General features: G+C 71.8%; 17 protein-coding genes and 1 pseudogene. 9 read left to right on the top strand and 9 right to left on the bottom strand.

Annotated features, from left to right (window positions below; translation table 11 throughout):
- The first annotated feature begins 46 nt into the window (after positions 1-46).
- The 3 genes from OG689_RS43810 to OG689_RS43800 all read left to right on the top strand — a co-directional run bounded on the left by OG689_RS43810 (position 47) and on the right by OG689_RS43800 (position 2,761).
- Positions 47-886, top strand: coding sequence for an alpha/beta fold hydrolase (locus tag OG689_RS43810; RefSeq protein WP_266316437.1), 840 nt, complete (start codon positions 47-49; stop codon positions 884-886).
- 284 nt (positions 887-1,170) lie between these two features.
- Positions 1,171-1,785, top strand: a complete 615-nt coding sequence (locus OG689_RS43805) for a dihydrofolate reductase family protein (protein WP_266316434.1) — start codon at positions 1,171-1,173, stop codon at positions 1,783-1,785.
- A 439-nt stretch (positions 1,786-2,224) separates the two neighbouring features.
- Complete coding sequence (locus OG689_RS43800; protein WP_266316433.1) at positions 2,225-2,761, top strand: hypothetical protein; 537 nt, start codon at positions 2,225-2,227, stop codon at positions 2,759-2,761.
- Between the two features lie 112 nt (positions 2,762-2,873).
- Here OG689_RS43800 and OG689_RS43795 read toward each other — a convergent pair whose 3' ends face one another.
- Both OG689_RS43795 and OG689_RS43790 read right to left on the bottom strand, forming a co-directional pair.
- Positions 2,874-3,494, bottom strand: coding sequence for an L-threonylcarbamoyladenylate synthase (locus OG689_RS43795; protein WP_266316431.1), 621 nt, complete (start codon positions 3,492-3,494; stop codon positions 2,874-2,876).
- A gap of 189 nt (positions 3,495-3,683) precedes the next feature.
- Positions 3,684-4,271 carry an SMI1/KNR4 family protein gene (locus OG689_RS43790; protein ID WP_266316430.1) on the bottom strand — a complete coding sequence of 196 codons (588 nt, stop codon included), beginning with the start codon at positions 4,269-4,271 and terminating at the stop codon, positions 3,684-3,686.
- Between the two features lie 225 nt (positions 4,272-4,496).
- On the opposite strand from OG689_RS43790, the gene OG689_RS43785 reads away from it, so the two are divergent.
- The 4 genes from OG689_RS43785 (at position 4,497) to OG689_RS43770 (ending at position 9,652) form a co-directional block, all read left to right on the top strand.
- Complete coding sequence (locus tag OG689_RS43785) at positions 4,497-5,234, top strand: VOC family protein (protein ID WP_266316429.1); 738 nt, start codon at positions 4,497-4,499, stop codon at positions 5,232-5,234.
- A 341-nt stretch (positions 5,235-5,575) separates the two neighbouring features.
- Positions 5,576-6,544, top strand: coding sequence for a helix-turn-helix domain-containing protein (locus OG689_RS43780; protein ID WP_266316428.1), 969 nt, complete (start codon positions 5,576-5,578; stop codon positions 6,542-6,544).
- 298 nt (positions 6,545-6,842) lie between these two features.
- Positions 6,843-7,364, top strand: a complete 522-nt coding sequence (locus tag OG689_RS43775; RefSeq protein ID WP_266329154.1) for a cupin domain-containing protein — start codon at positions 6,843-6,845, stop codon at positions 7,362-7,364.
- 323 nt (positions 7,365-7,687) lie between these two features.
- Positions 7,688-9,652: a discoidin domain-containing protein gene (locus OG689_RS43770; protein ID WP_266329152.1), complete on the top strand. Its 1,965-nt coding sequence runs from the start codon at positions 7,688-7,690 to the stop codon at positions 9,650-9,652.
- 483 nt (positions 9,653-10,135) lie between these two features.
- Here the strand turns inward: OG689_RS43770 and OG689_RS43765 are convergent, their stop codons facing one another.
- Together OG689_RS43765 and OG689_RS43760 are read right to left on the bottom strand one after the other, a co-directional pair.
- The gene (locus OG689_RS43765; RefSeq protein WP_266329150.1) at positions 10,136-10,774 is read right to left on the bottom strand and encodes a glyoxalase; all 639 of its coding nucleotides are present in this window, start codon (positions 10,772-10,774) and stop codon (positions 10,136-10,138) included.
- A gap of 5 nt (positions 10,775-10,779) precedes the next feature.
- Positions 10,780-11,049 (bottom strand): annotated as a pseudogene (locus OG689_RS43760) (helix-turn-helix domain-containing protein); the annotation flags it as partial.
- 1,907 nt (positions 11,050-12,956) lie between these two features.
- Here OG689_RS43760 and OG689_RS43755 point away from each other — a divergent pair.
- Complete coding sequence (locus tag OG689_RS43755; protein WP_266329148.1) at positions 12,957-13,835, top strand: nuclease; 879 nt, start codon at positions 12,957-12,959, stop codon at positions 13,833-13,835.
- A gap of 803 nt (positions 13,836-14,638) precedes the next feature.
- On the opposite strand, the gene OG689_RS43750 is transcribed toward OG689_RS43755, so the two are convergent.
- Positions 14,639-15,232 (bottom strand): hypothetical protein, encoded by a 594-nt coding sequence (locus tag OG689_RS43750; RefSeq protein WP_266329146.1) that lies wholly within the window; start codon positions 15,230-15,232, stop codon positions 14,639-14,641.
- 1,554 nt (positions 15,233-16,786) lie between these two features.
- Here OG689_RS43750 and OG689_RS43745 point away from each other — a divergent pair.
- Positions 16,787-20,902, top strand: coding sequence for a beta-galactosidase (locus OG689_RS43745; RefSeq protein WP_266329144.1), 4,116 nt, complete (start codon positions 16,787-16,789; stop codon positions 20,900-20,902).
- A 614-nt stretch (positions 20,903-21,516) separates the two neighbouring features.
- Here OG689_RS43745 and OG689_RS43740 read toward each other — a convergent pair.
- Genes OG689_RS43740 through OG689_RS43725 form a run of 4 tightly spaced genes read right to left on the bottom strand, consistent with a single transcriptional unit; the run spans position 21,517 to position 26,592 of the window.
- Positions 21,517-22,482: a terpene synthase family protein gene (locus tag OG689_RS43740; protein ID WP_266329142.1), complete on the bottom strand. Its 966-nt coding sequence runs from the start codon at positions 22,480-22,482 to the stop codon at positions 21,517-21,519.
- Positions 22,479-23,840, bottom strand: a complete 1,362-nt coding sequence (locus OG689_RS43735; RefSeq protein ID WP_266329140.1) for a cytochrome P450 — start codon at positions 23,838-23,840, stop codon at positions 22,479-22,481. Before OG689_RS43735 ends, OG689_RS43740 begins: the two co-directional genes overlap by 4 nt.
- Positions 23,837-25,477, bottom strand: coding sequence for a prenyltransferase/squalene oxidase repeat-containing protein (locus tag OG689_RS43730; protein ID WP_266329138.1), 1,641 nt, complete (start codon positions 25,475-25,477; stop codon positions 23,837-23,839). The genes OG689_RS43735 and OG689_RS43730 overlap by 4 nt, the downstream gene beginning before the upstream one ends.
- Positions 25,474-26,592 carry a polyprenyl synthetase family protein gene (locus OG689_RS43725; protein ID WP_266329136.1) on the bottom strand — a complete coding sequence of 373 codons (1,119 nt, stop codon included), beginning with the start codon at positions 26,590-26,592 and terminating at the stop codon, positions 25,474-25,476. The genes OG689_RS43730 and OG689_RS43725 overlap by 4 nt, the downstream gene beginning before the upstream one ends.
- Positions 26,593-26,608 lie beyond the last annotated feature (16 nt).

Here is a 26,608-nt window from a genome sequence, read left to right as displayed (position 1 = left end):
CCGTCCACCACTCCTGATCCACCGCCGACCCCGGGGGCAAGACACCATGGCCAGCACCAGCACCAGCACCAGCACCAGCACCAGCAACGCCGAGCAGTCCGCCTGGACCGGCACCGTGCCGGTCGACGACACCGCACTGGCCGTGACCGACACCGGCGGGCCCGGCCGCCCCGTGGTCTACCTCAACGGCTCCTACGCCGACCGGTCGCACTGGCGGCGCGTCATCGCCGACCTCGGCGGCGAGCACCGGCACATCACCTACGACGAGCGCGCCCGCGGCCGCTCGAAGCGCTCGGCGGACTACTCCTTCGAGGCCTGCGTCCGAGACCTCGACGCCGTCCTCGGGGCGCGGGGCGTGCAGCGGCCGATCCTGGTGGGCTGGTCCTACGGCGCGATGATCGCCGTGCACTGGGCCGCCCGGAACCCGGACCGCGCCCTGGGGGTGGTGTCCGTCGACGGCGCCCTGCCGCACGAATGGCTCGACGACGCGGCCCGGGCGCAGATCCGCAAGCTGTTCCGCCGGATGAGCCCGCTCTTCCCGGTCGCCCGCCGGCTCGGCCTGGCCGCGCGGATGAGCGCCGCGCAGCACGCCGAGATCAACATCGAGGCCAACGAACTCTGCGCGCCCGCCGCCCTCGACCCGGTCCTGGACCGCCTGACCGTACCGGTCCGGTACGTGCTCGCCACGGGTGGCAACCTCGGCGGCGACCCGCAACTGATGGAGCAGATCCGCGCCAACCTCGACCCGGTGCTCGCCCGCAACCCCAACATCCGGGTCGGCTCGAAGGTCCCGAGCAACCACTCCAAGATCCTCCGCAAGGACTTCGGAGCCGTCGCCGACGCGGTGCGCGAGCTCGCCGCCACCCGCGACCACCGGGCCGGCTGAGCCCCCCCCGGACGCCACCACGGTCAACACCCTTCCGGCACCACCACGGGAGCGGCCCGACAGCCGGCGCCACCGGGCAGCGGCCCGGCAGGAGGCGGCCTCGACCGCCCGGCCCGCCCCGGCCGCCACCCGCCCGCCGTCCGGACCTCGCGCTGCTCCCCGCCCCGGCCGCCGCTGGGCCGTGTCGGCGACTTCGGGCGTGTGCCGTTGAAGCCCGAGCGGAGCGGGTCACATACTTCATGCATGAGCGACGGGTTCAGGCAGCAGACCGGGTCCACCTCGACATGACGCGAATCATCGCCGACATCTCGGTCTCCCTCGACGGTTTCGTCACCGGCCCGGACCCCGGCCCGGAGAACGGATTGGGCACCGGCGGCGAGGCGCTGCACACCTGGGCGTTCTCCGACGACCCGGACGACCGCCGGGTCCTGCACGAGGGGACCGTCCGCTCGGGCGCCGTCGTCCTCGGCCGCCGCCTCTTCGACCTGGTCGACGGGCCGGGCGGCTGGGACGACGAGACCGGCTACGGTGCCGGGGAGGTCGGCACCCCCGCCTTCGTCGTCGTGACGAGCTCGCCACCGCCGGCGGTCCGGCTCGCCGCCCTCGACTGGACGTTCGTCACCACCGGTCTGCCCGACGCCGTCACCACCGCCCGCGGGCGCGCCGAAGCGGCTTCGACGAGCAGCGGCAAGGACCTCGACGTCGTCCTGATGGGAGGCGGCGCCCTGATCCGCTCGGCGTTCGACGCCGGGCTGGTCGACCTGCTCTCGCTGCACCTGTCGCCCGTCCTCCTGGGCGCCGGGACGCCCCTGTTCACCGGCGCGGTGCCGCGCACACTGGTGCAGCGCAGCGCCGTCCCGACGTCGACCGCGACGCACCTGACCTACGACGTCCTCTGACGACGACATCACGGCGCCGTCGGAGCTCGATGACACGCGGTCAGGACCACGACGGCGCCGCACAGCCGCTCCCCGCCCCCGGCCGCCCCGCCGCCCTCGGAGGGAGGTGCGCCGGGGGAGCGCCGGGCGGGCTTCAGTGCCCGCCCGCAGGCCGCAGGGCGGTCCGGCCCTCTCGCCCAGGGGCCTCTCGTCCCGGACCTGTTCGCCTCCGCCGGGTGCGCGGTGGTCCCGGGCCCGTCGCCGACGTCGTGGCGGCCGTACGGGCGACCCGCCGGCCCGGACCGCCTGATGCCCGACCGTGCGATGCGGCACCTCGCGGAGCGGAGGGCGTCCCGCGGCACCGGGAACCCGCGGCACCGAGAACCCGCGGCACCGAGAACCCGCGCCACCGAGAACCCGCGCCACCGAGAACCTGCGCCACCGAGAAGAGGAACCAGTGATGAACCTGCACGTCAACGCGAACGAGGTGGCGGCCGTACTGCTGGCCGACGGCTGGCACGAGGTCAAGGCCGGCACGTTCGTCACCGGTCCGTTCGCCTTCGCCGGTGCCACGGACGGCAGTTCCGCCCACATCGGGGGACAGCCCGGATTTCGGATCACCACGGACGAGGGCGCGGTCGTCATGGGGCCGCTGTCCTCGGTCCTCGCCGTCCGGCTCGAGGCCGCCCGCGACCAGGAGCGCACGCCCCTGCAGGAGCTCGCCTACCGGCTGGACGGGCAGGTCGTCACGGCGGGCGGCGCCGGGTCCGTCCGGTTCGCCCACGCCGGGGAGGAGTTCGAGGTGTGGCTGGGGGCGACCAAGTACGGCCCGCGATGGCTCTTCGCCGCCGCCGGGGACCGCGACGGCGCCATCGACTACGGGTTCGCCGAGAAGGACCCCGTCGATCAGGTGGCCCGCGCGGTGATGGGCGACCTCAAGGCCGGCATGCGCCCCGGCCGACCCCAGGCCACCACGGACGACCCGACCGCCGACTGAGCCGCCGCCAGGCCCGCCCCGCGGCGCCGCCGGACCCGCTACCGGCGCACGGCCGGCGTGGCAGCGGCACGCCTCGGGCGAGGCGTGCCGTCGGGCCGACCGTGTCCGGGCGTCACTCGAAGCGTGCGGGGTCGCCGGCCCCGCGCCGGACGATGTGCGCCTCGCCCTCGGAGAAGTCGATGACCGTCGTCGGCTCCGTACCGCAGTCGCCGGAGTCGACCACGGCGTCCAGCACGTGGTCGAGCCGCTCCTTGATCTCCCAGCCCTGGGTCATCGGCTCGCTCTCGCCGGGGAGCAGCAGGGTGCTGGAGACCAGGGGTTCGCCGAGTTCGGCGAGCAGGGCGCGGGTGACGACGTGGTCGGGGATCCTGACCCCCACCGTCTTCTTCTTCGGGTGCATCAGTCGGCGCGGGACCTCCTTGGTGGCGGGGAGGATGAAGGTGTAGCTGCCCGGCGTCGCCGCCTTGACGGCGCGGAAGACGTCGTTGTCGATCTGGACGAACTGCCCCAGCTGGGCGAAGTTCTCGCACATCAGGGTGAAGTGGTGGCGGTCGTCGAGCCGCCGGATGGAGCGGATCCGCTCCAGGCCCTCGTGGTTGCCCATGCGGCAGCCGAGGGCGAAACAGGAGTCGGTCGGATACGCGATGAGGGCGTCGGAGCGGATGCTGTCGACCACGGTGCCGATGGTGCGGGCCTGGGGGGTCTGCGGGTGCACGTCGAAGTACTTCGCCATCGGCCGACCCTACGGGATCCACCCGCCCGACGGGAGCGGCCGCGCCCCATCGCGCCGGTGTCCTCGACGTCCTCGGTGCCCGGGTGTTTTCCCGGCGCTGGTCCCGGTCGCTGCCCGGGCGTTTCCCCGGCCGTCGTCCGGGTGCTGGAACGGGTTGCGGCCCCGGCCCTGTGGAGCGGTCACGGCGGGTCAGATCTTGGGGGCGAGTCGATGCCGATCGGGATGTGTTCGGAGTCGGGGCGAGGTGAGTTCCAGGGCCCGGTTGTCCTGTCCGGCGGCCATATGGTCGAGCCATCGTTCGTACCAGGCGAGGAAGTCCGGGGCCGAGGAGACGTTCGGGCCCCAGAAGCCGTCGGCGTTGCCGATGAGTACGCGCCCGGTGAGAGGGCCGCTCACGCTTACGAGGACGAGATCGCTGCAGCCGCGTTCGATGATGTGCAGGAACAGGTCACCTCGGCTCGTGGGGCGATGGGCCCGGCGGAATCCTCTTCCGTCCTGGCCGCCGTCCTTGACGTTCATCGTGAAGAGCGTGCAGTTCTCCAACGGGATCAGTCCGTAGTACGGAGACGCGCCGCTGCCGCCCATGTGTGCGAGGAAGTCCCGGTAGGGACGGGGAAGTTCCACGCCATGCTCGGCCTCGAAAGCGTCGGCCCGAGCTTTGGGCAGGCGGGGGCCGAGGCGGAACTCGTGCCGTTCCTCCCCGAAGGAGTGGCTTCGGCCGGGCGTCCAGGGGATGCGTGTCAGTTTGCGTCGCAGCCGCGGGATGCGGGAGTCCATGCGAGCTCTTCTCCTGTGTCGCCCGCAATGTATCGCACGGCTTGTCGCAGGGCGGAGAGACTCGTCCTGCGGGACGTACTCGCTCCCGCGGCAGTCGACGCCGGCACTGCCGGCTCGCTCTTCCGTTGTCGGCCCTGAGTCGCCGTCTGCGGTGGAGGCGATGTGGGCGCTCCGGGCCGTCGGCTCGTCCGTCCCGTCCCGGCGGCAGCTTCTAGGATCTGCCGCATGGCAACAAGACTCGTGCAGATCAACATGAAGGCCCGGGACGACTCCACGCTCGGCCGGTTCTGGGCGGAGGCGCTCGGTTGGGGCGTCGACAGCGAGGGACCCGGCGTGACCAACCTCGAACCCCTGAACTTCGCCTACCCCGACCCCGTGGCCGTCTGCATCGACATCATCGCCCGGCCGGAACCCAAAACGGTGAAGAACCGGGTGCACCTTGATCTGGCCACCACCTCGGCCGCCCATCAGGCGGAGTTGGTCGCGCGCCTGAAGGATCTCGGTGCGACGCTCGCCGACGTGGGTCAGGGCGATGTCCCCTGGACGGTCATGGCCGACCCGGAGGGCAACGAGTTCTGCGTCCTGGAGCCGCGCCCGGTCTACCGGGACACCGGGCCGATCGCCGCGGTGGTGGTCGACTGCGCCGACCCGCGGGCGATGGCCCGGTTCTGGGACGAGGCGATGGACTGGACGCTGCACGAGGTCGCCGACGACCACGCGACCATGCGTTCCGCCCAAGGCGTCGGCCCCTACCTGGAGTTCGTCCGCACCCCCGACACCAAGAGCGTGTGGAACCGCGTCCACCTCGACGTCTGCCCCTACCCCGGTGACGACCTGGCGGCGGAGGAAGCCCGACTGCGCGCCCTGGGCGCCACCGATCCGGGTATCGACCGGTCAGCGATCTCCTGGACGGTTCTGGCCGACCCGGAGGGCAACGAGTTCTGCCTCCTGACCCCTCGCTGACCTCGGGCGACGGTCCGGCCGGTTCCAACGAGCTCCGGCCGGGCCGCAGGGGACCAGTCACCACCTGCCGCCACCGTCCGGCCCCGCCACCGTCCGGCCCCGCCCGTTCGGCCCCGCCCGTGATCGCTGTCGTCGCCGCCGTTCCGGGCACAGCCCGGCACACCGCTGCGCGGCCGCACGCCCGGCGTCGGCCCCGGCCGTGAACCGGTGTGTTTGTCGCCACCCCGCCGTGGGTTTCGTCGTGTGCAGGACAGATTCTGGTCGATCATGGTGAACGCCGTAGCAGGCTCCCGCACGGGCGGGGCGAACGAGCGTCACATCGTGAGCAGGTGGAGGACTTCGTGGGATGGACAAGTGTGTCGTCCGCCGTCGTGGCGCCGGCGGACGGGTTCGAGTGGTTCCGCGAGAGGCTGTCGACCGATCTGATGCCCGTCGCGGTCAGTCCGGAGCGGGCGGCCGGCTTCCGTGCGGAGATCACGAACGTGGAGCTGGGCCCCGTTCAGGTGTCGGCCTTCGCATTCTCGCCGGCGCGGGCGCGCCGCACCTCGGCCCATGTCCGGCAGGGCGATCCCGAGGAGTACCAGCTCGCGCTGATCACGGAAGGCACCTTCCGGACCTCCCAGCGCGGCAACGAGTCGCTCGTCTCCGGCGATCTGGTGCTGACGGACACCTCGCGCCCGATGGAGAACGTGTCGGCCGGCGAGGACGGACGGGCCGGCGCGATCATGCTGCAGATACCCCGGGCCGTCCTGCCGCTGCACCCGGACCGGGTGGACCGCCTGCTCGCCCGGGGCATCCCGGCGACCGAGGGTACGGGGGCCGTCGTCGCCGGGTTCCTCACCACCCTGCTCCACCACGGGCCCGGCTGCCGTCCGGAGGAACTGTCCCGCCTGGGATCCATCACGCTCGACCTGGCCACCGCCTGTCTCGCCCAGCAACTGGGCGTCCTGGACGAGGCGCCGGCCGAAGCCCGCGCCCAGTTGATGGTGCAACGGATCCACGGCTTCATCGACCACAACCTCGGCGATCCCGGCCTGACCCCCCGGGCGATCGCCGACCACCACCGCATCTCCCTGCGCGGTCTCTACGCGTTGTTCGACGGGCAGTCCTCCAGCGTCGCCGCGACGATCCGCCGGCGCCGGCTGGAACGCTGCCGCGTCGACCTCACCCGACACACGCTGAGCAGCCGGACGATCCAGGAGATCGCGACCCACTGGGGCTTCTCCAGCGCCACCGCCTTCAGCCGTGCCTTCCGCGAGGAGTACGGCATCACCCCCACCGAACACCGCGCCGGCGGCCGTCAACCCTGATCGCACGAAGTGTTGAGGCGCTCTGCACACCTCGCACACCCCGCCGGGGCGCACCGATCTAGATTCGTGACTGCTGATGAGAACAGCAACGCGACGCGATCGGGACCGGTCGCCCGAACGCCGGTCGCCCGAACGCCGGTCGGCGGCGGTCGTCGGTCGACGGCCGCCGCCGACCGGGGGAGACCCCGCAGTCGCAACACGGCGACGCCGACGGGCACCTCGGGTCGCACTGCCGCCGGCGCGCAGCACCGGACCGACCGCGCGCATCCCGCCGCACCACGCCACGAGGAGAATCCTGATGACTGCCGACAACCGGCCGCAGCGTCCCGTCCTGGTCCGCGCCGAACAGGCCGAGACCCTGCAGGACGGCGCCACCAGCCTGATCACCCTGCTGGCCGACGCGGGCGACACGGGCGGCGCGTTCACCGCCAACAAGGCCACGTTCGAGAAGGGTTCGCCGGGCGCCCCCGCGCACTTCCACACGAAGGCGACGGAGCTGTTCCTCGTGCTCGACGGCAGGATGCGGATCCTCGTCGAGGACGAGGTGCTGACGCTGGGGAAGGGCGACTTCCTGAGCGTGCCGCCCACGGTGCCGCACGCCTTCGCGCCCGCGCCGGACAGCACGGCCGAGCTGCTCGTCGTCTTCACGCCGGGCCTGCACCGGTTCGACTACTACCGGCTGCTGGAGCGCGTGTACCGCGGCGAGGCGACCGTCCAGGAGATCAGGGACAGCTCGCAGACGTACGACAACCACTACTTCGACAGCCCGCAGTGGCAGACCTCGCTGGCCGAGGGCGCGACGTTCGGCGCCGGCCGCTGAGCGGCCCCGCCCGCAGCCCGCACGCGTTCGCCCTCCGAGGCCCTTCCGAGGCCCTTTCCGAGGCCCTTTCCGAGGCCCCTCCGGTTCTCCGGAGGGGCCTCGGGGTGTGAACGGCCACATCGGGTGTTCCGGGTGCGCGCGCAGCCACCTTGCGCGGAAGGCACGTTATTGCGTTGCTGCGATACTTTTTTGCGCTAAGTGAGCCGTCTATTGCGTTTGCATGTCCATCTCGTTACGATCCCCCGCATCGGGCTCCGCGCTGCCGCCAACGCTCGACCGTCCTTTCCCGCTGCGGAGTTGACGACCAATCGAAGGAGATCCAGATGGGTGTCACGCGTCGGGCGTTTCTGCAGGCCGCAGCTGCGGCGGGGGTCGCCGGGGCGATGGGGCTCGGGGAGGGCGCGCTCGCCGGGCCCGCGGCCGCGGCGAGCGCGCCCGGCGATGTGGTCGGCAAGGTGACCGTGGGCTACCAGGGCTGGTTCGCCTGCGCCGGGGACGGTGCCCCGATCAACGGCTGGTGGCACTGGGCCCAGAACTGGGGCCAGGCGCCGTCCCCCTCCAACAGCGCCGTCGTGGCCTGGCCGGACGTCCGGGACTACCCGACGACCTACCGCACCGCCTACGGCAGCCTCGGCAACGGGCAGCCGGCCACCCTGTTCTCCTCCTACGACCAGGCCACCGTCGACGTGCACTTCCGCTGGATGAAGCAGTACGGCATCGACACCGCGGCCCTCCAGCGCTTCAACCCCACCGGCGGCGAGGGGCCGACCCGCGACGCGATGGCGGGCAAGGTACGCAGCGCGGCGGAGTCCCAGGGCGTCAAGTTCTACGTGATGTACGACGTCTCCGACTGGGCGACCATGCAGGCGGACATCAAGACCGACTGGACGAACAAGATGCGGGCGCACACCGCCTCGTCCGCCTACGCGCGGCAGAACGGCAGGCCCGTGGTGTGCATCTGGGGATTCGGCTTCAACGACAACCAGCGGCCGTTCGCACCGGGCCCCTGCCTGGAGGTGGTGAACTGGTTCAAGGCGCAGGGCTGTTACGTGATCGGCGGGGTGCCGACCTGGTGGCGCACGGGCGACCGGGACTCCCGGCCCGGGTTCGCCGACGTCTACCACGCCTTCGACATGCTCTCGCCGTGGATGGTCGGCCGGATCGGCAACGTCGCGGACGCCGACAACTTCTACAACGTCGCGACCGTGCCCGACCTCGCCGAGTGCGCCGCGCACGGCATCGACTACCAGCCGTGCGTGCTGCCCGGCGGGGTCTCGGGCCGGCAGCGCGCCCACGGCGACTTCATGTGGCGCCAGTTCTGGAACATGGGCCGGGCCGGGGTGCCGAGCGTCTACATCTCGATGTTCGACGAGTACAACGAGGGCAACCAGATCGCCAAGACCGCCGAGTCCCAGGCCTGGGTACCGGCCGGATCGAACTTCCTCGCGCTCGACGAGGACGGCACCGCCTGCTCCTCCGACTACTACCTGCGGCTGACCGGCGACGGCGGCCGGATGCTGAAGGGCCAGATCGCCCTCACCGCCGTGCGGCCCACCCAGCCGGTCGTCGTCGGCGGCGGGGGCGACACCGTGCCGCCGACCGCCCCCGGCGCACTGCACGTCACCGCCCGCAGCGACACCACCGTGGCGCTGGCCTGGACGGCGTCCACCGACAACGTCGGCGTGACGGGCTACCGGATCCGCCAGGTCACCGGCTCCGCCGCCACCCCGGTCGGCACCGCCCCCGGGAACGCCACCGCGTTCACCGTCACCGGGCTCACCGCCTCGACGTCCTACGTCTTCGACGTGCAGGCCCTCGACGCGGCCGGGAGCGTCTCCGCGCCCTCCGGCCAGGTCACCGCCACGACGTCGGCCGGCAGCTCGCCCACCGTCAACCTCGCCCTGCAGCGGCCCACCTCGGAGAGCAGCCACACCCAGGTCTACGGATCGGGCAACGCCGTGGACGGCGACCCGGCCACCTACTGGGAGAGCGCCAACAACGCCTTCCCGCAGTGGCTCCAGGTCGACCTGGGCACGGCCACCGGGGTCCGCCGGATCGTCCTCACGCTGCCGCCGGCCACCGCCTGGGCCACCCGCACGCAGACCGTCGCCGTCCAGGGCAGCACCGACGGCAGCTCCTTCGGGCAGCTCCTGGGCGCCACGGGTTGCACCTTCGACCCGGCCACCGGGAACACCGCCACGCTGACCCTGCCCCGCCACCACGACCACCCGGTACGTCCGACTCGTCCTCACCGCCAACACCGGCTGGCCGGCCGGGCAGATCTCTGAGTTCCGGGTGTACGCCGCCTGATCGTCGCTCGCGGACGGGGGCGACCGCCTCCCTCCGGGCCGGCCGGCGCCGCCTTGGCGCCGGCCCGCCGAGTCCCCCGGCGCAGGGGCCCTCGCGACGTCCGACGGCACGCCCCCACCGCCGGGTGAGGCGGCGGGCAGCGGCGGCAGGGAGAGGGCGCAAACGCAAGACGTTCTTTGCCGGCCGGCCGCTCTCCCCCGGGGAGGTACAGGACGAATGGACGCCTGTCACCGAAGAAGTGCGCTCCAGCTCGACACGCCGGGTCGCTGCCGCGATGCAAGGCCGAGCATCAGCCCGCTGCCAGCCGTCCCGGCCGCCGGGTCGGGTGGGGGAGGGGGAGTGCCGTACCCGTGGCGCCTGGTCGTGGTCCTCGCCCGGCCGCCTGTTGGCCGTGGTCCCTCCCGGCCGTCGGCCCGGGGTCGGGCGGGACTCGGGCGGAGTCAGGGCGGCGTGGCAGCGAACTACGCTGCGGCCTCCCAGGCGAAGCCGTCCGGGTCGGTGAAGGTGCTGGTGGTGCTGCCGAGGGCGATGCGGTGCGAGCCGGTGCCGTCGGCGGGGACGCCGAGGTCCTTGGCCAGGGCGCGGCGCTTGTACAGGGCCAGCGTGACCGGGCTGGAGGTGCCGGCGGCGAACTCGGCGTACTTGCCGCCGAAGCTCTTGGCCACGGTCAGGCCTTGGCCGACGTAGAACTGCTTGGTGGCCTTCACGTCCTCGACGCCGATCAGCAGGACCAGCTCGTCGATCTCGTGGGTGGCGGGGCCGGTGTCCTTCTTCGCCGAGGTCGCGATCTTCCAGATCGTCCCGTCCGGGGCCTGGACGACGCCGCTGTAGCCCCACAACGACTTCGCGGCGGGCTTCAGGACGGTGGCGCCGGCGTCCACGGCGGCGGCGACGAAGCCGTCGACGGTGGCCGGCCCGGACACCGTCAGCGCCAGGGTGAAGCCGCGGAATCCGGTGGACTGCGCTTCCGACGCCCGCAGGCGCAGGTACGTGTCCACACCGAAGGCGGCGTAGAAGCGGTGGGCGGCCTCAAGGTCGGCCACCTCAAGGGTGACGGAGACGAGGGAGGTGCGGGCTGCGGTGGAAGCGGTGGTTGCCATGACCATCACGCTAGGGGCCGCGCGGCGGCCGGGGCTTCTCGATTCCTGACCGGTCTCGCGACCTGCTCCGCCACGCACGCGGGCATCCCCTCCGCCTTGATCACCCAGCCCGGATCGTACGCCGCACCCGCGGCATCGTCAGCGGCCACATCCACCGCCTGGCGCCGGAAAGCCCCGGGCGGCATGCCGACCAGCTCGGTGAATCGGGTGGTGAACGTGCCCGGCGACGTACAGCCGATCGCGAAGCAGACCTCGGTGACGCTGAGGCCGCCCCTGGACGGTTTCGGAAGCCGGGTGTCATCCCAGGTGATCCGGTCCCGGTGACGTCCGGGCCGAGATCGACGCCGGGCAGCCGGTACCGACGACCTACGGCAATTTCCTTCACCGGTACGGAGCCGACCTCATCGGCTGGAGTTGGCCCGCCGACACGCAGGGCTCCCCCTGCTCTCCGGGTGAACGCCAGGGCGGGGGGCACCCCGCGTCTTCCGGTACGGAGTGCCCCCGGCCGTCGGACCGGCACGCTTTCGCTCGCCTCCCGGCCCGGTGGACGGCGTCGTGCCCGACACCCTCTCGAATTCGGAGGGCCGGTCGGTACGACCGAACGCTGGCCCTACCTGGGGGAGCACCCCCGGCGCATCCAGCTGACCGAGCCGCTCGGTGGCGGCCAGGGCTTCCCGCCGATCAGCAGTTCTCGCTGATCACCTGCTCCAGGGTGTCGATGGACAGCTCCTCCTGCTTGAGCTGCTCCTCCAGGCTTTCCAATCTCTGCCTGAGGACCGCAATCGCCTTCTGGTCCGGATGGGGCTGTTCCTGGAGGTGACCGATCTCGCTGAGAAGCTTGAGGGTTGCCGCGCAGCAATGGGGCCAGCGGGTCCGGCGCGAGGCGCGCCGTGGTGCGTCAGAGGCCGACGGGTGCGGATGGCGGCCCGGCGGGCACCGGGCGGCGGTGGGCGCGTACAGGACGGCTGCTGCCGAGGGGGGACGCCCCCGCCCAGCCCGACCCGTGGGGCGGGAGATCGGTGGGCTGCCGTTGGACGAGCCGACCTGACCGTCGGCGAGTCGTCGCAAATGGATTGAACTATCAACAAATAGTTATGTCTGTTTTAGTATAGTTTGACCGATGAGTACCTCCTCCCCGTCCTGCTGCCGAAGCCCCCGACCGGATCTTGAGCGTGCCCGCGCCTGCCGGCACTGCAAAGGCTGGGGAACCTTCGTGGCCCCCGACGGCCACGGCCTGGTGCTGTGTCCGGAGTGCCAGCCCGAATCACCACGGGGGCCGGTGGGGACAATCCGGCTCAACGGGCCGCACGGATAGGTGTCCCGTCCCGGCATGATCAGCGGGAGCTGCCACGGAGGCCCCGCAGCCGTCCCGGCCCGTCGCCGCCACCCGCCGTCCCGCTGCTTCCGGCCCGTCGCCGCCACCCGCCGTCCCGCTGCTTCCGGCCCGTCGCCGCCACCCGCCGTCCCGCTGCTTCCGGCCCGTCGCCGCCACCCGCCGTCCCGCTGCTTCCGGCCCGTCGCCGCCACCCGCCGTCCCGCTGCTCCCGGCCTGTCGCCACCCGCCGTCCCGCTGCTCCCGGCCTGTCGCCGCCACCCGCCGTCCTCCCGTACCGCTCGGCGGCCGACCGTCCCCGGCCCCGCCGCTGCTGCGACCTGTCCTGCAAGTCGAAGCAGGCCGGACGCCTCGACCCCGAACCCACCGCCCCGGCCCCCGCCCCCGCAGCCATCCCAACTCCGGCCGTGGTCGCGGTGCCGCCGGCGGCGGCCGTGTCCGAGGGACCCGCCCGCCACGCGGTCGCTCCGGCCGAAGCCGCGGCCGGCGCTGCGGGGTACTTCGCCCTCACCGTCCAGGCCCGCCCCGACCGAGCGAACTCCTCGTCCGCACCGGACCCGCAACAGCCTCCGCCGCACAGGAACTCCTCATCGAGACGCTGCGGGACCGCGGCCTCCACGTCTTCGACCGCCCGGAGTCCAAAACCCGCACCGCCATGACCGCCCCGCACCCGCCCCATGCCCCACCGGGCGCCGGCGGGGGTGGGCCACTCCCGTTCCTCCCGCGCAGGGATGGCCGCACAACGGCCGGTCGGCGGCGCCCGAGTCCGGGCGACTCGCCGGAGTCGATCCCAAGGTCTGGGTACGAACGGCATCACAATGAGTAGCAGTCTAATGACGGGAGGCAGCCATGCCGATGCTGCTCATCAAGGGGACGTACCGCATCCTGGCTACCCAACCGGACGGCGACACCCTGCACTTCACCCCCCAGGATCCGGGCTTCTGGTGCGACGTCGCCGGCAAGAACCAGGTGGTCCGGAACAGCCGCGGCGGCGGCAAGCTGCGCCTGGACGGGATCGACGCGCTGGAGACCCACTATCTGGGAGTCGGGCCGGACTACGTGAACCAGCCGGTGGGCGACGGGGCTCACGCCGCCCGGGACGAGCTGCTGAAGTGGATCGGTTTCACCGACGTCGTCCAGGGTGAGGACGAGAAGGTCACCGCCTCGACCCCGGAGACCGTGCCCGGTTACATCCTCGCCAGCGGCGCCGACATCTTCGGCCGTTGTATCGCCATGGCCGGCCGGGGGCCCCTGCCCCCGGACACCAAGGACGGCGAACGGATCCACGTCGACGTGAACCTCGTGAACCAGACCGCCAACCACCACCTGCTCAGCCGCGGCCTGGTCTACCCCACCTTCTACAGCAACCTCCCGACGGAACTGCGCCTCGACATGGCCGACACCGCCAAGCAGGCGCGGACCTCGGCAGTTCCCGGCAGCGTCTGGGCCAAGGACGCGACCAGTACCGGGGCGACCATCACCGGCATGTCCTCGATCACCAAGGACCTGGTGATCCTGCCGAAGCTCTTCCGGCGCCTCGCGGACTACATCCGCCTCTTCGGCCCGTCCCTGAACTGCTTCCCGGCCTATCTCGCCGGTGAGGGCGAGGAGTTCTACGTTCCCGAGGAGAAGAACCCCGTCAGAGGCCTCCAGCACATCGTCACGGTCACCGACAACACCCTCAAGCTGACCCGCGACATCGAAGACATCGTGCTCGTCGACAAGTGAGCGAAACAGCAGCACCGCCATGATCACGCCGCCGGTCCTCGCGCTCCGGGAGTGTCGAATCAACGGCTCTGTTGCGCAGTCAGGGCTTCGGCGTTCGTCGGTGAAGTCCGCTTTGATCACGTGAGGCCGAGGAGTGAGCGGGCGGCGCGGGTCGCGGACGTTGCGGTGCCGGCCCGCCACCGCGAGAGCGGCACCGTCACCGCGTCCTGGTCCTGCTCCCCGGCAGGCGGAGGCGACGACGCCGCCCCGACCCCGGCCGAGCACACTCCCGCGGTCCGGTGACCAGTCCCGCGCACCTGGAGCCCCGGCCGCCGGCCGGGGCTCTGCGCATCGCCTCGCCCCGCACCACCACATCGCCCGCCCTCGACGTCGGCGGCGTCGCCCGGCGATCGGAAACCGCGGCCGCGTACGTGGAGGCGACGACAGCGCACCGCCCCTACCTCGCCCCTCCATCCACCACGGCCACCGGCCGCTCCCGCGCCACCCGCCACCGCCACCTCCAGCGGCCGCCCGCGCGCAGGCCCGGGCAGCACCAGGTTCAACGGGGCATCTGGTACCACGCCTACGTCATCATCGACATCCTCAGCCCGCCGGCGTCCACTTCGGCACCGCCGAGGAGGTCCGTGACCAGCGGGCCGTCACCCTCACCGAGGCATACGCCCGGCACGCCGAACGCTTCGGCCGCCGCCCCGGACCACCTGAGATCCCGCGGACGGCCTGGACCAACGACCCGGCCAAGCGCGGGGAACCCGCACCACAAACCCCACCCCCATAGCGTCACAACCGTCTCACCGGACTTGAAATCATCCGCAGCGTCCGTCGACAACAGCGCCGGTGCCGTCCGCGGTGTCCGGGACGGTGGCGCAGACCTGCTTCCCGCTGTCCGGGTCGGTCACGGTCACCTGCCCCGTGGTGTCGAAGGAGGCCGCCTGCTGGGCCCGGTACGGGCCCAGGGAGGTCAGCACCGTCGAGTTCAGGAGTGCGACGCGCGGTGAGGTGCTGCACGGCGGCGGAGTGTAGGTGGCCGCGCCGCCGGGCAGCAGCCCGCTCGGGTAGGCGTAGGCGGGTTGCGGCGGGGCAGTGGCGCAGTTCCGGGCCGAGTCCGTTGCCGCGCTGATGACCTGCCGGCCGGCCGCGTGCAGCCCGTCGCTCACCTGCTGGTCCTCGGAGTGACGGGTCAGCAGCCCGACTCCGCCCAGAAGGCACATGGACAGTCCGAGGCCGAACAGCCATCCGGTCACGCGTTGGGTGCCGCCGCGCTCCCGCCACGACAGCGCGGCCACCAGGCCGGCTGCCACGACGACCACGCCGCCGATCCCGAGTAGGGCTACGGCAGGCCCGGTCGAGATGGGTCCGACGTGCTCCCCGTCGGACGGCATCCACTGGGCAACCACCATCCGCACCGCCCCCCTTGTTCGATCGGTCGGCCGTCAGCCTAGTGAGTCGGGGCTGGTGGCTGCGAGAGGATTGCCCGGAGGACCACCAGGATGGTCCCCGGCGCACCGAGGCGGTTGTCCAACACCACTGACGGTTCTTCACGTTCAGCCCAACTGTCCGCCGCGCAGGTCGGGATCACCCGGACTCCTGCAGACCTGCAGGCCCGCTCCTTCAGATCCAGCAGCCCCCGATGAAGGGCCTGCCGCTTCGACCCCAACACGTCCGCCGACACCCGTTCCGCCTCCGCCATCGCCCCGCCCTTCGGTGCCCGCCGTGCCGTGCCCGTCCCACCCGCAGCGGGCATCCCAACCCCGGGCCGTCCATCACCGGACCAGCCGCGTAGAGCCCACCCCGCCCTCCCCGCCCGCAACTTCGGGCACCTCACACCACCGGGTGGAACCTTCGGACCAACGCCGGGCCCGGCACCCGAGAGCACATCAACCACCTGCAGCACGTTCCTCCGCCACTGTCGTTGCCGACGGTGACCTGTTCCGCTCGTTCTGGTTCGAGGTGTTCGTCGACGCCGCCAGGATCGAGTGCGAACGCGGTCCGACACCACGAGCCGGCCTGGAACCGTCTCCGCGACATTCGCACCGGAGCTGTCGCCCCAGGCCATATGCAACAAAGTCCAACATTGCCCCTGTCGGTGGCCCGACCGCGGTTTCAGGTGCGCGTTCGAGCTGCCCATTTTCCCGACAGTGCGCCTCAGTCTGCCTCATGTAACGGCGAGGCATCGAACCTTGCGGAGTGGGTCCGGGCCCTTGACGGTTGAGTGGACGACGCGTTTGCTGGTGCCAGCACGTTGGATTTCGTTAATATCTGAGTCTTTTATTGGTTGATTCTGTTGCCTGGCTGAGGTCGGGCGCCGCGGCCGTCCCAGGGAGTCACCATGCACCGAGCGCCTGCCCGGCCTCACCGCCGCTCCGGACCGCCGGCCGGCCGCAGCCCTCCCCACCGGTTCCATCGCCTGGGACCGTGACCTCCGCTCCGTCCCGATCGTCGCCAGGGTCGAGGGCGACATGTCGACCGCGGCCCGCAGGAGCGGGACCGCAGACACAGGAACGACCGCCGTCCGACTCGGCGGCGGCCTCACGGACGCCCTCGAACGGCAAACCGCGCGCCGGTCGACGCCAACGGCCGCAGGGCCTTCGATGCCGCCGGCCGCTTGCCCGCCATGAGCGAGAACCTCGTTCGTCGGACTCCGGACAGCAGCGCCGCCACCCACCGGCGAGTGCTCACCGGAAGTATCCGGCGTCCCTGACGCTCCGACCTGCCCTTCCGTACACCCGGGAGCGATCGGGATCGGGCCGCCGACGGTCGCAGGAGCCCGGCCCGGACGGAGTGCGATTCACCACCCGGTCGACGCGGGCGAGCACCGCGAAGGGGCCTGCCCCGATCGGGTCCTTCCGCTCCACCCCACCCCCAAGGGCCGGTCATCCCCGGCGTGACGGCCCGCACCACCGCTTCCGGCAGCGACACAGCTGGCCCCCACCCACAGCACCACAGGAGAAGCAATGCGCAGATCCGGTCACAGGGCGATCCCGGCCCTGCTGGTCAGTGCGGCCATGGCGCTCGGCGGACTCGCCGGCACCATGCCCGCCCAAGCCGCGCCGGCCGCCGCCCCCGCGGTGACCCCCACCTCCCACACCGTCACCTGGGACGACCACTCCCTCAGGATCGACGACAAGCCCACCTACATCTGGGGCGGCGAGTTCCACTACTTCCGCCTGCCCAGCCCCGACCTGTGGCGCGACGTCCTGCAGAAGATGAAGTCCGGCGGCTTCAACGCGGTCTCCCTCTACTTCGACTGGGCCTACCACTCCCCGAAGAAGGGCGTCTACGACTTCACCGGAGTGCGCGACGTCGACAAACTCCTCGACATCGCCAACGAGGTCGGCATCTACGTCATCGCCCGGCCCGGCCCCTACATCCAGGCCGAGGTCGACGGCGGCGGCTACCCGGCGTGGCTGAACACCACGCCCGGGCACGAGAAGAGCACCGACCCCGACCACCTGGCCAACGCCGACGAATGGCTCGACCGGATCAACCCGATCATCGCCCGCCACCAGCTCACCACCGGCCAGGGCACGGTCATCGCCTACCAGCTCGAGAACGAGTTCCAGCACACCGCGCCCGCCGACGTCGAGTACGTCACGCACCTGCGGCAGAAGGCCGTCGGCGCCGGCATCAACGTCCCCTTCACCGGGAACCACTGGGACGCCTACAACTTCCCCGACAGCCCCGTCGACATCGACGGCTACGACGACTACCCGCTCCTGTTCACCTGCGCCGACCCGACGTGGAAGCCGGTGACCGACTACTCGAGCAAGAAGCCCGCGGGCAAGCCGCTCTACCTCCCCGAGTTCCAGGGCGGCTCCATCAACTACTGGGGCGGCACGGACGGCGACAAGTGCCGCGAGAAGATGGGCGCCGACTTCGCCTCGGTGTTCTACAAGAACAACATCGCCTCCGGCGCGACCATGCAGAGCTTCTACATGACGTACGGCGGCACGAACTGGGGCCGCCAGGCCGTCACCGGCACCTACACCTCGTACGACTACGGCGCGGCGATCACCGAGCCGCGGCAGCTCACCGACCGCTACCAGCAGGACAAGCTGATCGGCTACTTCCTGCAGAGCGTCACCCCGATCACCAAGACCGACAAGGTGGCGGCCCCCGCACTCACCAACTCGGCCAAGGTCACCGACACCGCGCGCCGCAACCCCGACACCGGCACCCAGTTCCACACGCTCCGGCACAAGGACTCCACGTCCACCGGCTCCGACTCCACCGGCCTCGCCCTGACCGTCGGCCCCAACCACGCCGGCTACACCTACGACGACACCGGAACCCAACTCCAGTACACCGGCAGTTGGACGCACGCCGACCAGAACGCCAGCTACACGGCCGGCGAGTACCAGCGTACCGAGGCATGGTCGAACACGACCGGCGACAGCGTCACCGTCCCCTTCACCGGCACCTCCGTCCGCTGGATCGGTTCCAAGGCCGCCAACCACGGCCTCGCCGACGTCTACCTCGACGGGAACAAGGTCGCCACCGTCGACGGCTACGGCGCCGGAGCCGAGGTCAAGGACCAGACCCTCTTCAACAAGGACGACCTCCCCGCGGGCAACCACACCCTGAAGATCGTCGTCACCGGGCAGAAGAACCCAGCCGCCCCCAGCTACGCCAAGTACGTCTCCGTCGACGCGATCGACGTCCTCGACACCACCAGGACCCGCACCTACCCGACCGTCCCGCAGAAGGCCGACACCGCCGTCACCCTCGCCGGCCGCGACTCCAAGATCCTCGTCGCCGACTACCGGCTCGGCGCCAGCCAGCTGCAGTACTCCACCTCCGAGATCCTCACCCACGCCCAGATCGGCGACCGCGACGTCGCCGTCCTCTACGGCCGCAACGGCCAGGCCGGCGAAACCGTCCTCAACTACTCCCAGAAGCCCGACGTCCAGGTCCTCTCCGGAACCGTCGACCAGACCTGGGACCCGGCCACCGGCGACCTGCGCCTCAACTACACCCACAACGGCCTCGCCCGCGTCCTGATCAGCGGACCCGGCGCCACCCGGCCCCTCCTGCTGCTGCTGGGCGACGACCAGAGCGCCAAGAAGTTCTGGCGCGCCGACACCGCAGACGGTCCGGTACTCGTCCACGGCAGCGACCTGCTGCGCACCGCCGTCGCGTCCTCCGGAGGACTCGACCTGACCGGCGACAGCTCGGTGCAGCAGGCCGTCGAGGTGTTCGCGAAGGGCACCGGTCCGATCACCTGGAACGGCACGGCGCTGGCCACCCAGCCGGTTGCGGGCGGCTCCGCCGCCGGCAACCTCGCCGGACCCACCCCGGTCGTCCTGCCCGCCCTCTCCGGCTGGAAGCACACCGCGGAGTCCCCGGAGGCTCAGAGCGGGTTCGACGACTCCTCGTGGAAGGTCGCCGACAAGACCGCTTCCAACAGCATCACCAAGCCGGGCACGCTGCCCGTGCTGTTCGCCGACGACTACGGCTACCACTACGGCGAGGTCTGGTACCGCGGCCACTTCAAGGCGGGCAACGAGGCGACCGGTATCAACCTGTCCGCGGCGACCGGGGGATCCGGCATCTACTCGGTGTGGATGAACGGCACGTTCCTCGGCACCACCGGGGACGGAAACGCCCACGCCTTCCCGTTCCCGGCCGGGGTGTTCAAGCCCGGCACGGACAACGAGGTGTCGGTCCTGGTCTCGAACATGGGCCACAGTCAGAACCCCGGCATGAACGACAGCAACAAGGCGGCCCGCGGCCTCACCGGCGCGTTCCTCACCGGCGCTCCCCTCTCCGCGGTCACCTGGCGCATCCAGGGCGCCCGCGGTGGCGAGGACCTCGTCGACACCGCCCGCGGTCCGATGAACACCGGCGGCCTGTACGGAGAGCGGGCCGGCTGGACGCTGCCCGACTTCCCGGACAGCTCCTGGACCACCACCGGCCTCGCCACCCGCGACAACACCCCGGGCGTGTCCTGGTACCGCACCAAGACGACGCTCGACCTGCCGGCCGGCCAGGACACCTCCATCGGACTGAAGATCGCCGACGACCCGAGCCGCAAGTACCGGGCACTGATCTACGTCAACGGCTGGCTGCTCGGCACCTACATCAACAACGTCGGCCCGCAGCACGTCTTCCCGCTGCCGGGCGGCATCCTCAACCCCCGGGGGGACAACACCATCGCGATCGCCCTGTGGAACGAGGGCGGCACCAGCGGCGGCCTCGGCACCGTGACCCTGGAGAACCTCGGCACCACCGCCTCCCCGCTGAACCCCGCCCCGGTCACGGGCCCCGGTTACAGCGCCGCCACCTACACCACCCCCGCCGCCCACAACGCGACGCTCACCCTGAACGCGCCCGACAACGCCGCCCCGGCCGGCACCTACCCCGTCTCGGCGACCTTCGCCGTGCCCGCCGGACAGCAGAACGCCTCGAACGTCAGCCTCGCCCTCGACCTCCCCACCGGCTGGACCGCTCAGCCCACCGGCACCACCACGGCCGCCGGTGTCACCGCCGGCTCCTCCGTCACCGGAACCTGGAACGTCACCGCCCCGAGCGGCGCGCTCCCCGCCATCTCCTCCCTCACCACCACCGCCTCCTACACCCAGCAGAACACCGCCCAGCAGCTCACCGACACCAGAACCGTCCGCCACCTCACCGCCCCGACCACCACCACGGACGTCAGCACGATGCAGTTCCTGGGATCCACCAACAGCTGGAACGGCGGCGTCAAGCTCGACAAGAGCAACGACAGCAAGGCCCTGACCCTCGCCGGCACCCCCTACGCCCTGGGTATCGGAACCAACGCGAACAGCAGCGTCACCCTCTACCTGGGCGGCCACTGCACCCGGTTCAGCGCAACCGTCGGCGTCGACGACGAAGTCGGCAACAGCGGCTCGGTGACCTTCAGCGTCCGGGCCGACGGAACCAACCTGACCACCACCCCGATCCTGCGTGGCAGCGACACGGCTGCCGGCACCGTCGACGTCCCCATCCCCGCCGGCACCACCATCCTCGAACTCGTCGCCGGCGACGGTGGCGACGGCAACAGCAACGACCACGCCGACTGGGCCAACCCCAAGGTCTTCTGCTCCTGACAGCAGACCGGCACAACAGCCGGCCGGGAGGCAAAACCCTCCCGGCCGGCGATCGGAAACATCGGATTCAACGGCGGCGCATACGGCGGCTTCACCGCCGACGACTTCCACTACGACCCCGACGACTTCGACCTGAACTGACCCACCACCCCACATCGAGAAGATGAGAAGGAGGCCCGGATGCGCGGCCCCTGCCGGAGATGGCCGAAGCCTGCGGCGTGGCGACCCGCTGCCTGCCGCACCGGGGTGTGCCGCACCTACCGGGGTGTGCCGCACCTACCGGGGTGTGCCGCACCTACCGGGGTGTGCCGCACCTACCGGGGTGTGCCGCACCTACCGGGGTGTGCCGCACCTACCGGGGTGTGCCGCACCTGCGGGACCCGGCTTCCGGAGGGCCGGGTGATTGCGTACTGGCGACTGCCCTGCGTACGTGACTTCGTGATCGCGGCAGCGGAGGCGTCCGTGGAGTGCGCCGCGGACCGGTGCGCAGCCGTGGCCGCCCACCGCCGTCACGGTTCGACGGCGGTGGGCATCGGCTTGCGGGCGGACCTCACCGGCCGCGCCGCGGACCTCGCGGGGTGTCCGGCGGACCGGCCGGCAGGCGCGTGGCGGGCTCAGGCCTTGCTGTAGCGGGCGTGGCCGATGTGCCAGACGTACGAGCAGGCGATGGATTCCAGAGCCTGGGCATGCTGCGCGAGCAGTGCCGAGCCGCCGGTCGCGAGTGAGCCGATTCCGCGCCGGGCCGCTGCGGCGTACTCCTCACCCAGGTGGGAGGCCGCTGCGTAGGCGCCGGGGACGTCGCATTTCTGCTCGCTCATGATCAACGGGATGAGGTTCAGCGAGTCGGGGACGCCCTTGGCGGATTCCCTCGCGTAGGAGCCGAGGTCGTTCAGCACCCCGGCGAGGTCGGCGACGGCCGACTCCGGCTGCCGCACCGCCCGGGAGTTTCGCGCCTCTTCCGGCAGGTCGTACCGCAGCACGACCTCGGCCATGGCGATGAGGGTCCGCACGAACACGGTGTGGGGGCGTATCGCGCGGTAGTCGTGCAGCGTGACGTGGTGGGGTTCGGCGAGGTGGTGCGCCTCCCAGAGCATCCCGAAGAGGACGTCCCTGAGGCACCCGGTGACCCGCAGGTACCGGGCGGCCGTGGCCCGGGTCCGCAGCCTCACGAGGAGGTCCCGGAGTGCCTCGTCGAAGGGGTCGGCGCCGCCGGGTGGCTCGCCGTCGGCCAGGAGGTGGACACAGGTCCGGATCCGGCGCACCAGCCGGGCCGGGCTGCCTGCCGCCGTCGCCTCGCCGAAGGTGTCGTCGAACGCGGTGAGCCACAGGAAGAGGTCCGCGCACAGGAACAGGCCGTCCGGCTCGGCGGTGGGGAAGGTCCTGGCCACCCCGTGCGCCACGATGTCGCAGAGGGTGCGCCGCGCGCCGGAAGGGCCCAGGAGTGGGAAGCGGTGGAGCCACTGCGCCACGTGCTCCGCGATGCGGTCCGCGTGCGGGCTGGTCGGGAAGGGGCCGGGGAAGGTGCCGGAGAGGTCGGGCATGGGCAGGGCGGCGGTGCCCGGCCGGTCGGTGGTGGTCACGCTGCCGTCCTCGCTGCTGCGGTCCCTCTGGCTTCGGCGATCATGTGGAGGGAGGAGGGGTGGACGGTGATGGCGGGTACGGGCCGGACGGTGGCGCCTGGTGCGTGCCGCAGCGTCCAGCGGGAGGCGACGAGGGCGGTCAGGACCGTCGCCTCGGCCCAGGTGAACCCGTCGCCGATGCACATGCGCTTTCCGGCGCCGAAGGGGATGTACGCACCCCTGGGTGGTTGAGGCCGGTCGGGAAGCCAGCGGTCCGGGTCGAACCGCAGCGGGTCGTGGTACAGCTCGGGGTCCCGGTGGAGCGTGTACGGGCTCCAGACGAGGTCGGCCCCGGCGGGCAGGAGCGCGGTGCCGAGCCGTACGGGCACGGTGGCCTGGCGGGTCACGATCCAGCCGGGGTTGTGCAGGCGCAGTGTCTCGGTGACGAGTCTGCGGGTGAGGAGGAGCCGGGGAAGGTGGTCGGCGGTGAGCCGGTCGCCGGCCAGTACGGTGTCGACCTCCTGGTGCAGGCGTTCTTCGAGGTCGGGGTTCCGGCCCAGTTCGTGGAGGAGCCACGCCATGGTGACCGCGGTGGTCTCGGAGCCGGCGGCCAGCAGGGCGGTGATCTCGGACAGGATCTCGTCGTCGTCCAGGGGCCGGCCGTCCTCGTCGCGGGCGTCGAGGAGCAGGGAGACGAGGTCGTCGGGGTGTTCGGGCTCCGTCCGGCGGGCGGCGACGATGTCGCCGACCGTCCGGCGCAGCAGCGCGTTCGCGGCGCGGAGCCTGCGGTTGCCCGGGAGGGGCAGGTTCTCCCAGGCGGAGACCGGCGCGACGGCGCGCCGGATGGCCGCCTGGAAGACGGTGTCGACGCTGTTCATGATGGCTTGTGCCGGGCCGCGTTCCGGGTCGGAGGAGAACAGCACCGACATGACGACGCCCTGGGTCATGAGCTGCATCTCGTTCAGCACGTCGAGTCGAGTGCCGTGTTCCCACGTCCGGAGCGCAGCCTCTGCGGTGGTGCTCATCGTGTCGATGTAGGAGTTGATGCGCTCGCGGTGGAAGGACGGCTGCATCAGGCGGCGGCGTTGCAGGTGCTGCTGCCCTTCGGCGACCGGCAGCGGTGATCCGCCGAACAGACGGAGCTTGTCGAAGAGCCGGCCCTTGCCGAAGTTCGCGGACTGCGCGGTGAGCATTTCCCAGATGAGCTCCGGCGAGTTGACGACGAACACCGGCCGCGGGCCGACCCTGATCTGCACCACGTCGCCGTGGCCCCGCAGTTGCTGCATGAACGCCAGCCGGTTCCGGAGCAGCGGCATCACGTGTCCGACGACGGGCAGGCGCCCTGGTGCGTGCGGCGGGGTCGTTGCGTCGGCGGTCACGGGAGGTACTCCGTCTCGGTGCGGGTCCGCAGCAGGTGGCGGGCGGCGACGACCTCGGCCTGGATCATCGCTTCCGGTGCGTAGAGGGTCTTGTCGTGCCAGAGGGCGGGGTGCTGGTGGCCGGGCGTGCGGGTCGTGGTGTGCAGGAAGGCCTCGGCGTGGTCCAGTGCGCGGGTGTGCGCCGGTTGCCGCTCCGCCCCGGGCGTGCGGAGCAGGATCTTCACGGCGTAGGCGGTCTCCTCGGCGGTGCCGCCCCAGATGCCCCACGACCCGTCCTGATGCTGGGTGGCCAGCACCCATGCGGTGGCCGCCCGGACCGCCCGGCGCGCTCGGGGACCGGGAAGGGAAACCAGTGCGGTGACGCACCGTCCGGTGGCGTAGTAGGGGGAGGCGTGCCATTTGTCGGTCCAGTGGCCCTGCGGCTGCTGGTGCTCGACGAGCCAGTCGGCCACCCGGTGTACGACGGGCCGGTGCGTCTTTGCTGCCTCGGGGTGGTGGCGGAGGTAGGCGTGGAGGGCCTGGAGGGCGTGCGCGTTGGCGCTGAGGGATCCGGTGTCCTCGCCGATGTAGCAGTCGTAGTGGCGGCCGTTGTCGAACATGGCGAGCGGGGCGGGGTCGCGGGGCCGGTCGACCAGGGCCGCGACGAGCACGGCCATGGCGGTGTCGTCGGCATCCACCATCAGTCCGGGTGTGCCGCGGACGCCCTCGGGGTCGTAGAGGCGGTCGGCCCACTTCCGCAGGGTGAGCACGGCGGCGGGCGGCAGGCCGGCCCGGGCCAGCGCGGCGGCGACCCAGAGCCGCTCGAAGACCGTGATCGGTGCCGCTTCCGGGAAGAGGCCGCCGTAGCGGTGCGCCACGGCGGCGAGTTCGTCGATCGCACGCTGCCGCTGCGCGGAGCGGGGTGCGGCGGCGGCCCATGCCGCGGTGGCGGCCGGGGAGCTGCCGAGCAGCCCGTCCGCCGCGGGCAGCAGCGTCTCCGGGAGGTGTCCGGCGACGCCTTCGAAGGTGTGGTGGAGCTTGAGGGGGACTTTGCCGGCAGCCCGGCACTTGCGTGAGACCGCTTCGGGGGCCGCAGCGTGGTAGCCGCCCGGGACGACGGGACGGGAGCCGCGGTGCCAGGGCCCGAGGTGCGGAAGGTCGGCGGTCCCGGGCCGGTCGAGACGCTCGTTGACGGCGGCGACCAGGCTCGGGACGAGGATTTCGGCGGCCGCGGTGTCGGGCCACGGCCCGGCCGACGGCAGGCCGCCGAGCGCGCCGAGCCCTCTGGCCGCCGCCGCGGCGAGACGGTGCGTCGCACCGCCGGTCACGGGTTCGCGCTGCAGCACCGCGAGGACGGCCTCGACGGCGCTCAGCGTCGGCAGGAGCCGGTAGGGCGCGGGGCCGTCGCCCCAGCTGCCGTCGTCGGCCTGCCCGTTGAGCAGGTGGTCGACCCGGGTCTGTCCGCCGGGCAGCCACGGCGCCGTGGACAGCACGCGGGCCGTCTCGTACAGGGAGGGGCGGACGCTGCCCCAGGGGTCGGCGTCGACCGCGCGGATCAGCCTCGTCGCTTCGCCGATGTGGGCGTCGACCTCCGGCCGGTGCTCGACGAGGGCCGTCGCCAGGGACGTACCGGCCTCGTCGTGCTGGTACTCGTTCATGCGTGCCTCGCAGTTGCGGATCCGGCGATGTCCCGCAGCGCCGCGACGGCGGCGGCCGGGAAGGGGGCGTGGTCGAGGGCAGCCAGGGCTTCGCCGCGTCGGGTCCGGATCATCTCCTCCACCGCCTGCCGGGCTCCGGTGGTCTCCAGGATGGTCCGGACGACGGCGGCGTCCCGCTCGTCGAGGTTGCGTCTGCCGAACCGTGCGCGCAGCGACCGCATGTCGCGGCGGGAGGCGCGCTGGACCGCGAGGGCGACGAGCACCGTGGCCTTGCCGGCGCGCAGGTCGTCGAGCACCGACTTTCCCGTCTCCTGGGGATCGCCGAAGACCCCGAGGAGGTCGTCGCGGAGCTGGAAGGCCTCGCCGAGCGGCAGTGCGAACGCGCTCAGGGCCGCCTGGACCCCTGGGACGGCGCCGGCCAGTGCCGCGCCGATGTGGAGGGGCCGCTCGACGGTGTACTTCGCGGTCTTGTACCGGATGACCTGGAGGGCGGTCCCGACGTCGTCGGACAGCCGGCCGGTGGTCTGCAGGTCGAGGTACTGGCCGTAGAGCACCTCGCTGCGCATCTCGTCGAGGAGCGGCAGGATCCGTTCGGGGCCGCGGACCGTCAGACTCGCGCCGTGCAGGAGTTCGTCGGACCAGATCAGCGCGAGGTCCCCGAGGAGCACGGCGGCGCCCAGGCCGTGTTCCGCGGCCCGGTGGGCCGGGCCGCCGTTGGCGGTGTAGGCGGAGGCCAGCGCGCGGTGGGCCGAAGGCTGGCCCCGACGGGTGTCGCTGGCGTCCATCACGTCGTCGTGGATGAGGGCGAACGCCTGGAAGAGTTCGAGGCCGGCCGCTGCCCGGACCGCCGACGCGTGGTCGCCCTCGCCGCCGCCCGCGTACCAGCCGGACACGCACAGCAGGGGGCGCAGGCGCTTTCCCCCGGTCAGGAAGGTGCGGAGCTGGGCTATGAGGGGTGGCAGTTCGGGCCCTGGCGCGGACTGTTCCTTGACGTCCAGGAACGCGGCCAGTGCCGCGTCGACATCCCGCCGCACGGCCGGGAGGTCCAGTGCGGCGGGATGGGGTGCGACGTCGACCGAGGGCGGCCCGAGTCTCTTATGGTCAAGAACGGCCAATGCATGTCCTTTGGCG

Source organism: Kitasatospora sp. NBC_00240 (assembly GCF_026342405.1).
GTDB lineage: Bacteria > Actinomycetota > Actinomycetes > Streptomycetales > Streptomycetaceae > Kitasatospora.
This window is presented reverse-complemented; position numbering and strand designations above follow the sequence as displayed.